Annotated in this window: 11 protein-coding genes; 5 read left to right on the top strand and 6 right to left on the bottom strand. The window is 71.8% G+C overall.

Translation table 11 applies throughout. The features are described 5' to 3' along the window. Nucleotides 1-34: 34 nt before the first annotated feature. Together BLR99_RS11490 and BLR99_RS11495 are read left to right on the top strand one after the other, a co-directional pair. On the top strand, nucleotides 35-1,174 hold the full coding sequence (locus tag BLR99_RS11490; protein WP_046060368.1) for an aminotransferase class V-fold PLP-dependent enzyme: 1,140 nt from the start codon (nucleotides 35-37) through the stop codon (nucleotides 1,172-1,174). 213 nt (nucleotides 1,175-1,387) lie between these two features. Then, entirely contained in the window at nucleotides 1,388-2,812 is a 1,425-nt protein-coding gene (locus BLR99_RS11495; protein ID WP_116212437.1) for a DUF445 domain-containing protein, read from the top strand. A gap of 62 nt (nucleotides 2,813-2,874) precedes the next feature. On the opposite strand, the gene BLR99_RS11500 is transcribed toward BLR99_RS11495, so the two are convergent. Continuing rightward, nucleotides 2,875-3,303 (bottom strand): hypothetical protein, encoded by a 429-nt coding sequence (locus BLR99_RS11500; RefSeq protein WP_011793817.1) that lies wholly within the window; start codon nucleotides 3,301-3,303, stop codon nucleotides 2,875-2,877. A gap of 107 nt (nucleotides 3,304-3,410) precedes the next feature. Further along, complete coding sequence (locus BLR99_RS11505; protein ID WP_017439513.1) at nucleotides 3,411-3,836, bottom strand: hypothetical protein; 426 nt, start codon at nucleotides 3,834-3,836, stop codon at nucleotides 3,411-3,413. Between the two features lie 295 nt (nucleotides 3,837-4,131). Here BLR99_RS11505 and BLR99_RS11510 point away from each other — a divergent pair, with 295 nt between their 5' ends. Then, a complete protein-coding gene (locus BLR99_RS11510; protein WP_233427228.1) occupies nucleotides 4,132-5,163 on the top strand; it encodes a hypothetical protein in 1,032 nt (343 codons plus the stop codon). A 133-nt stretch (nucleotides 5,164-5,296) separates the two neighbouring features. Here BLR99_RS11510 and BLR99_RS11515 read toward each other — a convergent pair whose 3' ends face one another. The 4 genes from BLR99_RS11515 to purU all read right to left on the bottom strand — a co-directional run bounded on the left by BLR99_RS11515 (nucleotide 5,297) and on the right by purU (nucleotide 10,762). Beyond that, nucleotides 5,297-6,832, bottom strand: a complete 1,536-nt coding sequence (locus BLR99_RS11515; protein ID WP_011793820.1) for an FAD-linked oxidase C-terminal domain-containing protein — start codon at nucleotides 6,830-6,832, stop codon at nucleotides 5,297-5,299. 87 nt (nucleotides 6,833-6,919) lie between these two features. After that, nucleotides 6,920-8,917 (bottom strand): UvrD-helicase domain-containing protein, encoded by a 1,998-nt coding sequence (locus tag BLR99_RS11520; RefSeq protein ID WP_011793821.1) that lies wholly within the window; start codon nucleotides 8,915-8,917, stop codon nucleotides 6,920-6,922. Between the two features lie 43 nt (nucleotides 8,918-8,960). Further along, nucleotides 8,961-9,866 carry a LysR substrate-binding domain-containing protein gene (locus tag BLR99_RS11525; protein WP_046060370.1) on the bottom strand — a complete coding sequence of 302 codons (906 nt, stop codon included), beginning with the start codon at nucleotides 9,864-9,866 and terminating at the stop codon, nucleotides 8,961-8,963. Nucleotides 9,867-9,913: 47 nt separating this feature from the next. After that, a complete protein-coding gene (purU, locus tag BLR99_RS11530; RefSeq protein WP_011793823.1) occupies nucleotides 9,914-10,762 on the bottom strand; it encodes a formyltetrahydrofolate deformylase in 849 nt (282 codons plus the stop codon). A 51-nt stretch (nucleotides 10,763-10,813) separates the two neighbouring features. Between purU and BLR99_RS11535 the strand changes: the two genes are divergently transcribed. Further along, nucleotides 10,814-12,787: a putative bifunctional diguanylate cyclase/phosphodiesterase gene (locus BLR99_RS11535; protein ID WP_011793824.1), complete on the top strand. Its 1,974-nt coding sequence runs from the start codon at nucleotides 10,814-10,816 to the stop codon at nucleotides 12,785-12,787. A gap of 329 nt (nucleotides 12,788-13,116) precedes the next feature. Further along, nucleotides 13,117-13,488: a hypothetical protein gene (locus BLR99_RS11540; RefSeq protein ID WP_011793825.1), complete on the top strand. Its 372-nt coding sequence runs from the start codon at nucleotides 13,117-13,119 to the stop codon at nucleotides 13,486-13,488. The last annotated feature ends 80 nt before the right edge of the window (nucleotides 13,489-13,568 follow it).

A 13,568-nucleotide genomic window follows, 5' to 3' on the forward strand; every position in this document is an offset into this window, starting at 1 on the left:
AAGCCTGTTCCCGTTTCCAAGGAGTTGCCCTGCCATGCCCGGTCTGTTGCCCGATGTCGATCCCGATGGCCTGCTGGAGTTCTCGGTCGTGTACACCGACCGGGCGCTCAACCATATGTCCCGCCGGTTCGCCGGGGTGGTGCAGGACATCCTCGCCACGCTGAAGTCGGTGTACGGCGCCCACACCGCCGTGCTCGTTCCCGGCAGCGGCACCTTCGGCATGGAAGCCGTGGCCCGCCAGTTCGCCAACCGCGAGAAGGTGCTGATCGTGCGCAACGGCTGGTTCAGCTACCGCTGGAGCCAGATTTTCGACGCGGGCGGGCTGGGCGGCGGTGCCGTGGTCTGCCAGGCGCGCCAGCAGGGCGAGGGCCCGCAGGCCCCCTGGGCGCCGTGCCCGGCCGGCGAGGTGGCGCAGGCCATCCGCGCCGAACGGCCGAAGGTGGTTTTCGCACCGCACGTGGAGACGGCCAGCGGGATCCTGCTGCCGGACGACTACCTGCGCACCGTGGCGGAGGCCGCGCACGAGGTGGGCGCGCTGTTCGTGCTGGACTGCGTGGCTTCCGGCGCGATGTGGGTGGACATGCGCGCCACGGGCGTGGACGTGCTCATCTCCGCGCCGCAGAAGGGCTGGAGCGGCTCGCCCTGCTGCGCCATGGTCATGCTCAGCGAGCGCGCGCGGCAGGCGATCGAGGGAACGCAGAGTTCCAGCTTCTCCTGCGACCTCAAGAAGTGGATGCAGATCGCGGAAGGCTACGAGAAGGGGCAGCATGCCTACCACACGACCATGCCGACCGATGCGCTCGTGCGGCTGCGGGAAGTGATGTTCGAGACCCGCGACGACGGCTTCGAGCGGGTGCGCGAGCGGCAGATCGAACTGGGGGCGAAGGTGCGCGCGCTGCTGGAGTCGCGCGGGTTCCCGAGCGTGGCGGCCGAGGGCTGGAAGGCGCCGGGCGTGGTGGTGAGCTATACCACCGACCCCGGCATCCAGAGCGGCCGGAAGTTCCTGGAGGCAGGGCTGCAGACTGCCGCGGGCGTGCCGCTGCAGTGCGGCGAGGGCCCGGAGTTCCAGACCTTCCGCGTCGGCCTGTTCGGGCTGGACAAGTGGCGCAACGTGGACCGCACGGTCGGCCACCTGGCCGCGGCCCTCGACCGGGTGGCTCCCGCCCGGGGCTGACGCCCCGCGCCGTCAGCCCCTGGCGGCGCCAAGAGCGGCTGGCACGGCCCAGCGGAGGCGGTTCTGGCGAAGCGTCGCACCGCAGGCAGTACGCGCGGTACGGCAAGTTGCGTCAACGACGCCGGAAGGGGGGCGGCTGCCCTTAACCGCCAAGTCCGTACGGGCAACAGTTCCTTACGCTCCGCCGGGCGGCGGGCGGGCTATTCTCCGGGCATGGACAGCAGCAGTCGCAACCGCAATCCCGGCGACGGCGGGCCCGCGCCGGGCGTGAAGGCCCTGGGCGCCGCGGGCGGCCTCCTGGGCGTTCCCCCCGAGGGCGAAAGCCCTTTCGTGTCCCCGGCTGCCACCGAACGCGCGCTGGTGCTGGCCCGGGCGAAATGGCTGGCCACCGGGCTGTTGCTGGTGGTGGCGGCGGTTTTCGCCGCGACCTATGCATTTCCCTCGAGCCTGCTGGTGGAGTGCGTGCGCGCCATGGCCGAGGCGGCGATGGTCGGCGCGCTGGCGGACTGGTTCGCGGTGTCCGCCCTGTTCCGCAGGATCCCGCTGCCCTGGGTGCAGCGCCATACCGACATCATCGCGCGCAACAAGGAGCGCATCGGCGGCAACCTGGCGGTGTTCGTCCGCGACAAGTTCCTGGACGCCCCTTCGCTGGTGACGCTGATCCGCCGCCACGACCCGGCCGACATGCTGGCGCAGTGGCTGACGTCGCCGGGCAATGCGCAACTGCTGGGGCGGCAGGTGGCACGCCTGGCGCTCGCGGCGCTGGACGCGGTGGAGGACGCGCGCATCCAGCGCTTCATGAACCAGGCCGCGCGCGCGCTCGTGGGGCAGCTGGACCTGTCGCGCACCATGGCCGCGGCGCTGGGGGCGCTCACCCAGGGCGGCCGCCACCAGGTGCTGCTGGACGATGTGCTCGCGCGCGTGACCCTGCTGCTGCGTGCGCCCGAGACGCGCACTTTCATCGCGGAAGCCATCGTGCAGTGGATCAAGCGGGAGCATCCCCTGAAGGAGAAGGTGCTGCCCACCGACTGGCTCAGCGGCAAGGGGGCCGGGGCCATCGCCCAGGCCATCGACAGCCTGCTGGCCGAGGTGGCGAGCGATCCGGCGCACCAGCTCCGCGCGGCGCTCGATGCCGCGGTGCAGCGCCTGATCGAGCGGCTGCAGACCGACCCCGACTGGGAGCGGCGCGGCCTCGAGCTGCGCGAATACCTGCAGAACGACGAGACCCTGGGCCGCTATGTGCAGGACCTGTGGACGAGCCTGCGCGAGCGGCTGCAGAAGGACCTGGCCGACGACGACTCCGAAATCTCCCGCAGGGTGGCCGCCATGGGGCAATGGCTGGGCATGGCGCTGGCGGGTGACCCCGCGCTGCGCGTGCGGCTGAACGTGCGCCTGCAACTCTGGGCCACGCAGGTGGCGCCCGACCTGTCGCAGTTCGTGGCCGAGCACATCCGCAACACCGTGGACCGGTGGGATGCCAAGGAAATGGCGCGGCTCGTGGAGCTGCACATCGGCAGCGACCTGCAATTCATCCGCATCAACGGCACCGTGGTCGGCGGCCTGATCGGACTGGTGCTGTTCGCGCTCTCGCATGCCCGGGAAATCGCCCAGGGGCTGGGAGTCCTCGCCGCCGGCTGAGCCGGCGGCTTCCATCGCCGGAGCACCCGTGCCGCGAAGCAGCGGCGGCGCGGCCCTGCGGGTCAGCCCTTGCGCTGTTCCTCTGCCGCCGCATGGGCCCGCGCGATGGCCAGGATGACCTCGCGTGCCAGGCGCCGCTGGGGTACCGGCAGCTTGAGGTAGATGTCGAAGAGCTCGCGGTCGTCGTAGCCGAGGCCGGCATGCCATTTGTGGAGCGGTTCGCCGGCCGCGCGCAGGGCGGCGCTGCCGTCCCCCGCATCGACGAAATCTTCCAGCGGCACGCGCAGCCACTGCGACAGCGTGGTGAGCTTGCGGGGGCCCGGCATGGTTTCCCCGAGCAGCCACCGGCGCACGCCGTGGAGCGTCATGGGCTTGCCCCAGTGGCGCGTGTTGAACTCGCGTTCCAGCACCGAGGGTTTGGGCTCGTAGCCTGCCGTTTCCATTGCCTCCCGCAATTTCCGGGCGAATTTTTGTTTTGCTTGGTCCTGCATGCAGGCACGCTAGGCACCCCTGCAGAGCGTGGCGTGACTCGGAATGCAGGTTACGTTCCAGGTGTGATCCTTGGTTCAGTGGACTGTCCGGAACGGGTGTCCGGAGGTCAGCGCTGGCGCCGCCGCTCCTCTTCGGCGGCGTGCGCACGGGCGATGGCGAGAATCACTTCGCGGGCGGTGCGCCGCTGGGGCACGGGCAGCCGCAGGTAGATCTCGAACAGCTGCCGGTCGTCGTAGCCCATGCCGGCATGCCAGAGGGCGGCAGGCTCGGCGCTGGGGCGTGCGGCCGGCGGCGCCGCGTCTTCCAGGAAGTCCTGCAGGGGGATCTGCAGCCATTGGGAGAGGGTGACGAGCTTGCGGTGGTCGGGCAGGGTTTCGCCGCGCAGCCAGCGCCGCACGCCGTGCAGGCTCATGGGCTTGCCCCAGTGGCGGGTGTTGAATTCCCGCTCGAGAACGGACGGTCTGGCCTCGTAGCCCGCCTTTTCCATAGCGTTCCGTAACTTCTCGGCAAAATTTTGCTTTGCATCCTGCATGCAGTCACGCTAGGGGTCGGCTGTTCCGGTGGGGTGATTCGGCGATATAGTCACGAAAACACCGTGATTTGCAGTTACGGGTCGGGCCGGAGGCGGCATCCGGGGGCGGCGGATGCATTGCCTGGAGGCGGATCCATGACCAGGGAAAGGGCGTGCGATGGAGGACGTGGTGGACATGGCGCTGGGGGCGCCGGGAGGGGCGCCTGGCGCCGGGAGCTGGGGCGTCGCCGAAGGCGGGGAGCGTAGCGAAGGGTACAGCCCCGGGAGTCCGGGCCGGCCGGTGGCGGAGGATCCCATGGAGAGCGCCATCGCACAGCTGCGGCTGGCGTGGAGCCTCAAGGACCCCGATGTGACGGCGGACCGCTGGATCGCGTCGGCCGAATGGCCTTTCCGCGCGATGGCCCTGGCGCTGGAGGCGCGGCGGCGCGTTCTCTGGGGGCGGCTGTCGGCCCTGGGGGCGGCGCGCATGCAGGCCCAGGGGGAGGCGCTGGGCACGGTGCTGGCCCTCGCGCGCCGGCTGCCGCGCGGGATGGCGCCCACGCGCGGCGCGGGGCTGGGCGGCGCGCCGGAGCAGGGCGCTCCGCGGCTGGAGGATCTGGCGGGAGTGGTGGGCCGTGCCACGGACCTTCGCAGCTATGGCTGGCAGGCCCTGTCTCCCGGAGCCATGGTGGCCTGGGCGCTGGGGCATGGGGCCGGCGCGCTGGGCACGGCAGCGGAGAACCCGACCGTGGCCTGGCTGAGTGGCGGCCCCGTGCCGGTGGCGAACGCGCAGGGGCCCTGCCTGGTGCTCGGGGGAGTGATCGATGCGGTGGTGCTGCGTGCGCTGCGCGCCAGTGCGGAAGGCCGGGTGGACGAGGCGCTGGGAATCGCCCGGATGCACTCCGCACCGCTGCAGGACGCGGCGGAGCAGGTGGAGTGCGCCGCTGCCGTGCTGGAGGCGATCGACCTGCGCGTGCAGGAAATCACCTGGCTGCTCGGGCGCCTGGACGCGCGCCTCGGTCCGGCGGCGCACCGCGCCGGGATCGTGCTGGCGCTGCGGGAGGCGCGCCAGGCACGTTCCGTGGTTCCGCAGGGGCGTGGTTTGGGGCCCGGCCCGCAGGACACCGGGGCAGCCACGGCGAAGGTGGCCGGGCCGGCGCTGGCGGGCCCCGCGCCGGAGCTGTTGCCGGGGGAGCGTGCGGTGCTGGAAATGCTGACGACGCTGGGCGGGGCGCTGTACCGCACCGCGACGGTGCCCCTGTTGGACGATCTGGGCCGCCTGACACGGCAGAGCGGTGAAACGGTGGCCCGCGTGCGGCGCTGGCTGCTGATGACGCCGGAGGGATAGCGGCCTGCCGGTGGGAGGGTGCGACCCCGCCGCGGCCCCTCGGTGCCGCACTGGCGATGCACGGTATCGCCGCAGGCGGTACCCGGGGTGCGACAGCATGCTGCGACGGCGCGAGACAGCGGGCGGGCGGGCTCTAGAACCGGGGCAGGTCCGGGTGCGGCATCTGCCCGCCGCGCACCAGCATCTTTCCGTACTCCGCGCAGCGGCTCACCGTGGGGATGACCTTGCCCGGGTTGAGCAGGCCGGCCGGGTCGAACGCGGCCTTGAGGGCGAACATCTGCGCGTTCTCCTCGGTGGTGAACTGGGTGCACATGCTGTTCAATTTTTCCACGCCCACGCCGTGCTCGCCCGAGACGGTGCCGCCCATGGCCACGCTGGTTTCCAGGATGTCGGCGCCGAAGAGCTCGCAGCGGTGCAGCTCGTCGGGGTCATTGGCGTCGAACAACACCAGCGGATGCAGGTTGCCGTCGCCGGCATGGAAGACGTTGCAGCAGCGCAGGCCGTATTTCTTCTCCATCTCCTGGATGGCCAGCAGGATGTCGGCCAGGCGCTTGCGGGGGATGGTCGAGTCCAGGCACATGTAGTCGGGGCTGATGCGGCCGCTCGCGGGGAAGGCGTTTTTGCGGCCGCTCCAGAAGCGCAGGCGCTCGGTCTCGTTTTCGCTCACGGTGATGGCGGTGGCGCCGGCCGCGCGCAGCACCTCGCTCATGCGGCCGATCTCTTCCTCGACCTCTTCGGGCGTGCCGTCGCTCTCGCACAGCAGGATGGCCTCGGCCGCGAGGTCGTAGCCGGCCTGGACGAAGTCTTCCACGGCGGCGGTCATGGGCTTGTCCATCATCTCCAGCCCGGCCGGGATGATGCCGGCCGCGATGACGGCGGCCACCGCGTCGCCGGCCTTGCGCACGTCGTCGAAGCTGGCCATGATGCAGCGCGCCAGCTGGGGCCTGGGGATGAGGCGCACCGTGGCCTCGGTGGTGACGGCCAGCATGCCTTCGCTGCCGATCACGGCGGCCAGCAGGTCGTAGCCGGGCGTGTCCAGCGCCTCGCTGCCGAACTCCACCGGCTCGCCTTCGGCGGTGAAGCCGCGCACGCGCAGCACGTTGTGGACGGTGAGGCCGTATTTCAGGCAGTGCACGCCGCCCGAGTTCTCGGCGATGTTGCCGCCGATGGTGCAGGCGATCTGGCTGGACGGGTCGGGCGCGTAGTAGAGCTGCCAGGGCGCCGCGGCCTCGCTGATGGCCAGGTTGCGTACGCCGCACTGCACGCGGGCGGTGCGGCTGACCGGGTCGATGCCCAGGATGCGGTTGAAGCGCGCCAGCGACAGCGTGACGCCGAGGGCATGCGGCATGGCACCGCCCGACAGGCCCGTGCCCGCGCCGCGCGCCACCACCGGCACGCCCAGCGCGTGGCAGGTGCGCAGCACGGCCTGCACCTGGGCCTCGGTTTCGGGCAGGCACACCACCAGCGGGCGCTGGCGGTAGGCGGTGAGGCCGTCGCATTCGTAGGGTGTAGTGTCTTCCGCATGCCAGAGCAGCATGTGCGCGGGCAGGTGCGCGGACAGGGCCTGCACGACCTGTGCCTGCCGGGCGGCGCGCCCGGTGGCACCGGGGGGCGGGCTGGCGGTCGTGGGGCCGGGGGACGCAGCGGGGAGGGGGGCGACGGCGCTCATGCCCTGGACTTTAGAGGAAGGTGGCCCGCGGGTGCGTGAGTTTTCTTTCAGCGCCGCGTGAATCGGCCGGATGACCGGCCGGAGGGATCACACCGGCCCGGGGCTGACCGGGCGCCGGCTGCCTTCCAGCAGCCAGAGGTGCCGGCTGGCGCGGGTCAGGGCCACGTAGAGCATGTTGCGTTCCCGGTAGGCCTCGTGCCGGGCGGCGGCGCGGGGAAAGCGGCCGCGCTCGACCAGCGGCACGGCGACGTATTCGTATTCGTGGCCCTTGCAGCGCTCCACGGTCAGCAATTGCAGGCTGGGGGCTTCGTTCTGGCGGTGCTGCCGGATGCCGGACTCCACCATGAGCGCCAGTTGCCCCAGGAATTCATCGACGGACAGGCCCCTGCAGATGCGCGAGAGCGCCCGCAGGCTGTCCAGGCACTGGCGGTGTTCATGAGGGCTGATGGGGGCTTCGGCGAAGAAGCGGTGCAGCAGCGGGTGGTCGCAGAGCCGGCCGGCGTCCGCGCACACCTCGGGCGGCAGGGCGAGCCAGGCCTCGCAGGCGGCGGAGGCCACGGGCGCGTTGGGGTCGAAGCTGGCGCGCAGCAGGAAGTCGCGCATGCGGTCCGGCTGGTGGACGAGTTCGGCGGCCACGGCGCGGGTGTCCACCTCGGCGGTGGAGTGCTGCGCCAGCGCCTGCAGGTCGAACAGGCCGTTGGCCAGCACGTCGGCATCGGGCCGGCTGCCGCGGCGCACGTAGCGCATCAGCCCATCCAGGGCACTGCTCAGGATGCCCTGCGTGAGCCGCACCTGGTCGCCGCAGCCTGGCAGCGCCCGGAACAGGGCCAGCACCAGGGCGATCGCGGGGCGCTGGTAGAACCGCTTCAGGCCCTTGCAGGCGTAATGGACGCCCTCGTGGGCGAAGCGCCATTCCAGCAGCACGGAGTCCTCGGGCGAGCGCAGCACCACGGTCAGGCAGGGCGCCGCGCCGTTCGCGGGGGGCGGGGCGCCCTGCACGCGCTGGTGGATGGCCAGCAGCTGCCGGGCGCAGTCCTCGTCGCTGTCATAGGCGAGCCGTTCGAAGCGGGCGGTCTTGGTGGGGTAGTGCGTCTCGAATTCCACGCCGAAGAGCGGGTTCAGGCCTTCGCAGATGGCCTTGCCGAAGCGGTAGGTGGTGTTGAGCGTGAGCACTTCGGGCGGCTCGGGCAGTTCCTGCCGGATGCGTTGCAGCCCGTTGCCGAAGACGGAGAACGCGCCGGGCAGGATGTGCTGGTTGAAGTCGCCCGCGCCCACGAACACGCCATTGCCGCCGGCCACGAGGTGGCGCAGCACCAGCATGGCGGCCTCGTCCAGGTCCTGCAGTTCGTCGAACAGCACGGCGTCGTAGCGGCCCTCCAGCCAGGGGTATGGATCGCCGAAGTCCAGTTCGCCGAGCTGCCGGGCGATTTCGTAGGTGCAGTCGCCCGGGGCGTAGAACTGCGGTTCGTCGTCCGGCCCCCGGCGCAGGCGTTCGTACCGGCCCAGCAGCAGGTAGAGCCCGTAGTCCAGCGCGTGGTCCCGGCAGTAGGCGGCGGCGTGGGTGCCTTCGCGAGCGATGTCGCGGTGCAGGAGGCGCTGCTTGGCCAGGGCCTCGAAGCCGGTGAAGGCCTGCACGTCGAGCTCGCGGGCCAGGAAGCCGGCGGCCTCGGGCGGTGCCTCGTGCCGCAGTTCCTGCAGCAGCGCGGCGTGGGCCTGGCGGATCAGCAGCTGGCGCTCCAGCGGCTCGGTCAGTGCGTTCACAGGCAGGCCCTGCGCTTTCAGCAGCCCGGCGCAGAGCTGCTCCACCGTCATGATCCGCACCTCGCGCGCGTCGGCCGGCATGTAGCGGCCCAGCCGGTCGCGGAGGGCGGCGAGGCCCGCGTCGGAGTAGGCCAGCATGAGCACCCGGCGCGCGCCGTGCATCTGGACCAGGTCCGCCGCCTTGGTCGCCAGGGTGGTGGTCTTGCCCGTGCCCGCCAGGGCGTTGATGAGCACCGTCTTCGCCGTGGTGTTGAGGACGGCCTTCTGCTCGTCGTTCGGGCGGCGCTGGATGAAGGGGGCGGCGGGGGAGGGGGGCTGGGCCATTGGAACCAATGCAGGAGGCCCGCAGGGCCTCAGGAGAGTGACGTCAAGTGACTCGCCGGAGCCATTCGGCGAAGGCGGCGCATTCCCAGCGATCCATCGTGCCGGTGCGCCAGCAGAGGTAGTGGGCATGGGGGCTGGGCGCATCGAGCGCGAACAGCCGCACGAGGGTGCCGTTCTCCAGCCAGGACGCACCGAGCTTGAGGCGCACCAGCGCCACGCCCATGCCGGCCGATGCGGCGTCGCACATCAGGCCGATGTCGTTGAACTGCGAGCCTTCCGAGGGCTCCGCCCAGCCGAGCCCGGCGGCGGCGAACCAGGTGCGCCACGGCTCCAGCGGGCTGCGCAGCAGGGGCGTGCCTTCGAGGTCCGCCGGGCGCTCGAAGGGGCCGTGTTCGCGCAGGAAGGTGGGGGAGGCCAGGGGCGTGACGACGTCGCGCGACAGCTCCACGTGCTCCATGTCGGCGTAGTGCCCGGGGCCGAAGCGCACCACGAGGTCCGCATCCTCCGCGACCACGTCGAGCAGGGGGATGGAGACATGCAGCGCCAGGTCGATCTCCGGGTAGGCCTCGGTGAACTGGCGCAGGCGCGGGATCAGGATGGCCCGCGCGAAGGTGGGCGTGACGGCGATCTTGAGCCGCCGCTTGCCCGGCGCGGCCGCCGTGCCCGGAAAGCGCTGCAGCGCGCCCAGGCCCTCGCGCACGTGGGCCAGGTAGGCGCTGCCTTCGGTGGTGAGCGAGAAATCCGCCCGCCCGAACAGCCGCGCGCCCAGGATCTGCTCCAGCTGGCGCACGCGGTGGCTCACCGCGCTGGGCGTGACGCACAGCTCGTCGGCCGTCTGCGTCACGCTGCGCAACCGCGCCAGCGCCTCGAAGGTCAGCAGGCACTGGATCGGCGGGATGCGCTGGGCGGCGCTTCTGGAAGACGGCGAAGCGGGGTGGACGGAGGCCATCACATGGATTCCCCGAGGCGCGCAGCGCCTCGGGGGGGTGTTCCACTTTATTTGAAGATGACCGTCTTGTGGCCGTTGAGCAGCACACGGTGCTCGGTGTGCCACTTCACGGCGCGGGCCAGTACCTGGCTTTCGGTGTCGCGGCCGCGGGCCGTCAGGTCTTCCACGGTGTCGGTGTGGTCGGCGCGGGCCACGTCCTGCTCGATGATCGGGCCTTCGTCCAGGTCGGCCGTCACGTAGTGGGCGGTGGCACCGATCAGTTTCACGCCGCGGTCGTGCGCCTGGTAGTAGGGCTTGGCGCCCTTGAAGCTGGGCAGGAAGCTGTGGTGGATGTTGATGGCCCGGCCCTCCAGCTTGCGGCACAGGTCGTCCGACAGCACCTGCATGTAGCGGGCCAGCACGACCAGCTCGGCGCCTTCCTGCTGGATGATCTCGTACTGGCGCGCCTCGGCCTGGGGCTTGTTGTCCTTCGTGACCGGGATGTGGTGGAAGGGCACGTTGTAGCTGGCCGCGAGCTGGTAGAAGTCGCGGTGGTTGCTGATGATGGCGCAGATGTGCACCGGCAGCAGCCCGGATTTCCAGCGGAACAGCAGGTCGTTGAGGCAGTGGCCTTCGCGGCTGACCATGATGGCGGTCTTCATGGGCTCGCTGGCGGCGTGCAGGCTCCAGTGCATGCGGTGCGGCTCGGCGAACTCGGTGAGGCGTGCGCGCAGCGCGGCCTGGTCGTGGGTGTCGCAGGCGAAGCGCACGCGCATGAAGAACAGGCCGGTGGCGTGGTCGTTGTACTGGGCGGCTTCCTCGATGTTGCCGCCATGCTCGAGCAGGAATCCGGAGACCGCATGCACCAGCCCGAGCTTGTCCGGGCAGGAGAGGGTGAGAATATAGGCTTGGGTCATAGCGGGGCGATTGTCGCAGCACGGCCCGCAGCAACGCGGAGCAAGGAATTGATGCATGAGGAGGAGGGGGGCGCCCCCCGCAACGCTCCCGGGAGGACGGCAGGCTGGCGGGTACCCGCCGCCCTGCTCCTGTACGCTGCCGCCGGGCTGGCCTGGGTGGCCGGCGCGGAGGCGCTTTTGCCGGCCGGCAGCGTGCTGCGTGGAGCGCTGCAGGCGGCCTTCGTACTGGCGCCGGCGGGCTGCGGCGTATGGGCGCTGCGGCGCTGGCGCGCGCGCGGCCGGGAGATCGCGGTGCTGGCCCGCGGCGCCCTGCAGGCCGACGAGCGCCAGCGGCTCGCGGCCACGGTGGTGGACAACGCGGCCGAGGGCATGGTGGTGACCGATGCCGAGAGCCGCATCCTGTCGGTGAACGCGGCCTTCACGCGGCTCATGGGGTACGGCGAGGCGGAACTGCTGGGCCGCACGCCGCGGCTGTTCAAGTCGGGCCGCCACGGCCGCGCGTTCTACGAGGCCATGTGGGAAGAGCTGGGCCGCACCGGGCACTGGCAGGGCGAGATCTGGAACCGCCGCAAGAACGGCGAGGTGTTCCCCGAGCGCATGTCGCTCTCCAGCGTGCGCAATGCGCGCGGCGAGGTCACGCACTACGTGTGCCTGTTCACCGACATTTCCCAGGAGCACGAGCAGCGGCGCCGGCTGGAGGTGATGGCCCATACCGACCCGCTCACGGGCCTGCCCAACCGCACGTTCTTCGCGCAGCAGCTCGAGGAAGCGATGGCGGACGCCCGCGCCCGCGGCGAACCGCTGGCGGTGCTGCTGGTCAACCTGGACCGGTTCAAGGATGTGAACGACAGCTACGGCCACGCGGTGGGCGACCAGGTGCTGCGCCACATCGCCGCGCGCGTGCAGGAGGCGCTGCGGCCGGGCGACCTCGCGGGGCGGCTGGCGGGCGACGAGATCGGCGTGATCGCGCGCCGCGTGGACGGGGCGCAGGGTGCGGTGGCGGCCGCGCGGGCCCTGCTGGGCGCGCTGGCCGAACCCTGGCGCTCGCCCGACGGCTTCGAGGTGGTGGCCTCGGCCAGCGTGGGCATCTGCCTGTTCCCGGACCATGGCGACACCGCCGATGCGCTGCTGCAGGGCGCCCATGCGGCGGTGTACGGCGCGCGCGAGCACGGGCAGGGCGCATGGCATTTCTTCGACGAGAGCCTGACCCAGGCCGCGCGCGAGCGCCTCGCCCTGGAGGCGCGGCTGCGCTCGGCGCTGGCCCAGGGGCACCTGCAACTGCACTACCAGCCGCAGGTGGACATCGCCTCCGGGCGCATCGTGGGCGCGGAGGCGCTGGTGCGCTGGATCGACCCGGTGGAGGGCTCCATCGCGCCCGACCGCTTCATCCCGGTGGCCGAGCGCACGGGCATGATCGGCCCGCTGGGCGAATGGGTGATGCAGGAGGCCTGCCGCCAGGCCCAGGGCTGGCGCGAGGCCGGGCTGCCCGAGGTCACGGTGGCGGTGAACGTCTCCCCGCGCCAGTTCCACCTGACCGACCTGGCGGGCTGCGCGGCCCTGGCGCTGGCGGATTCCGGCCTGCCGTCCACGCTGCTGGAACTGGAGCTCACCGAGGGTGCGCTGGCGGAGCGCCCCGAGGAGGCGCGCCAGGTGCTGCTGCGGCTGCGTGGCCTGGGGCTGCGGCTGGCGATCGACGACTTCGGCACGGGCTACTCGTCGCTGGCGCACCTCAAGCGTTTTCCGATCGATGTGCTGAAGATCGACAAGGGGTTCATCCGCGACCTGCCGCAGAGCGCGGACGACATGGCGATCTGCGCGGCCATCATCGCCATGGGGCACAGCCTGGGCCTGGCGGTGCTGGCCGAGGGCGTGGAGACGCCGGAGCAGCTGGCGTTCCTGCGCAGCCGGGGCTGCGACCGCTACCAGGGCTACCTGTGCCGCAGGCCGGTGCCCTCGGCGGAGTTCGCGGCGCTGCTGGCGCAGCAGGCCGCGGGAGTTGACGCGCCTTCGCCGGCCCAGCCATAATCCGCCCGCTTTTTCCACGGCCCTTCGCTGACGGGGCCGCGAAAAACGCCGCGGCGGGCCCCGCCTGCCGCCCTCCGGCCTCCTGCCGGCTTCTTCCCGCGCGCCCCGCGCGGGCCCATCCACCGGAGCGCGCGAGCGCGGGAGAGAACGCCATGGACCCCTACCCTAGACGGCCTTCCCCTGCCATGCCCCCGGTGTGCCCGATGGCCGCCCCCTCCCACCGCATTTCCCTTGCCGCATCCGGCGCGCGCCCGGACGCCGCCTGCCGTCCGCCCCGCCGCTGACGGCATGGAGGCTCCCCGCGCGTCTGGCGCGGCTGGAGCCTTCCCATGTTCTTCTTCCGTTCTTTTCTTCCTGCTTCCTTCCAGAGGGACGAGGTGGTCGCCCTGGTGCTGCGCGACGCGCTCGCCCGCCGCCGCCCGCAGGCGCTGCGCGGCCTGCTGCAGAGCCACGGACGCGGCGCCGTGGCGGCGTGCCTGTCCCGCGAGCCGGGCGCGGTGATCGCCGATGCGCTGTCCATGCTGCCCGCGGACCAGCGCCGCGCGGTCTTCCAGCGCCTGAGCCGGCCTGCGCGCGAGCGGGCCGAGCGCATCGGCGGCCGGGCGTTCGATGCCTTCGGGCCTTCCATCCCGGCAGGCGCCTGGCGCCGGGCCCGGGCCTGGTGGGCGCGCCGCTGCCGGCGTTCCGGCGCGTCGGTCTAGCCGCGGCCACGCCGCCATTCACCAGCCGTTCCCAGCCTTTTTCCGCCCCCTGCCCGGCAGGCACCGCACCCGGACCGCAC

This window comes from Paracidovorax citrulli (assembly GCF_900100305.1).
Classification (GTDB): domain Bacteria; phylum Pseudomonadota; class Gammaproteobacteria; order Burkholderiales; family Burkholderiaceae_C; genus Paracidovorax; species Paracidovorax citrulli.

What these genes read in the sequence shown, in the direction of transcription:
- BLR99_RS11535 (WP_011793824.1), top strand. Translation starts at nt 10,814, where the DNA reads ATGCATGAGGAGGAGGGGGGCGCCCCCCGCAACGCTCCCGGGAGGACG.
- BLR99_RS11540 (WP_011793825.1), top strand. Translation starts at nt 13,117, where the DNA reads ATGTTCTTCTTCCGTTCTTTTCTTCCTGCTTCCTTCCAGAGGGACGAG.
- BLR99_RS11495 (WP_116212437.1), top strand. Translation starts at nt 1,388, where the DNA reads ATGGACAGCAGCAGTCGCAACCGCAATCCCGGCGACGGCGGGCCCGCG.
- BLR99_RS11525 (WP_046060370.1), bottom strand. Translation starts at nt 9,866, where the DNA reads ATGGCCTCCGTCCACCCCGCTTCGCCGTCTTCCAGAAGCGCCGCCCAG.
- purU (WP_011793823.1), bottom strand. Translation starts at nt 10,762, where the DNA reads ATGACCCAAGCCTATATTCTCACCCTCTCCTGCCCGGACAAGCTCGGG.
- BLR99_RS11500 (WP_011793817.1), bottom strand. Translation starts at nt 3,303, where the DNA reads ATGCAGGACCAAGCAAAACAAAAATTCGCCCGGAAATTGCGGGAGGCA.
- BLR99_RS11505 (WP_017439513.1), bottom strand. Translation starts at nt 3,836, where the DNA reads ATGCAGGATGCAAAGCAAAATTTTGCCGAGAAGTTACGGAACGCTATG.
- BLR99_RS11490 (WP_046060368.1), top strand. Translation starts at nt 35, where the DNA reads ATGCCCGGTCTGTTGCCCGATGTCGATCCCGATGGCCTGCTGGAGTTC.
- BLR99_RS11515 (WP_011793820.1), bottom strand. Translation starts at nt 6,832, where the DNA reads ATGAGCGCCGTCGCCCCCCTCCCCGCTGCGTCCCCCGGCCCCACGACC.
- BLR99_RS11520 (WP_011793821.1), bottom strand. Translation starts at nt 8,917, where the DNA reads ATGGCCCAGCCCCCCTCCCCCGCCGCCCCCTTCATCCAGCGCCGCCCG.
- BLR99_RS11510 (WP_233427228.1), top strand. Translation starts at nt 4,132, where the DNA reads ATGGAGAGCGCCATCGCACAGCTGCGGCTGGCGTGGAGCCTCAAGGAC.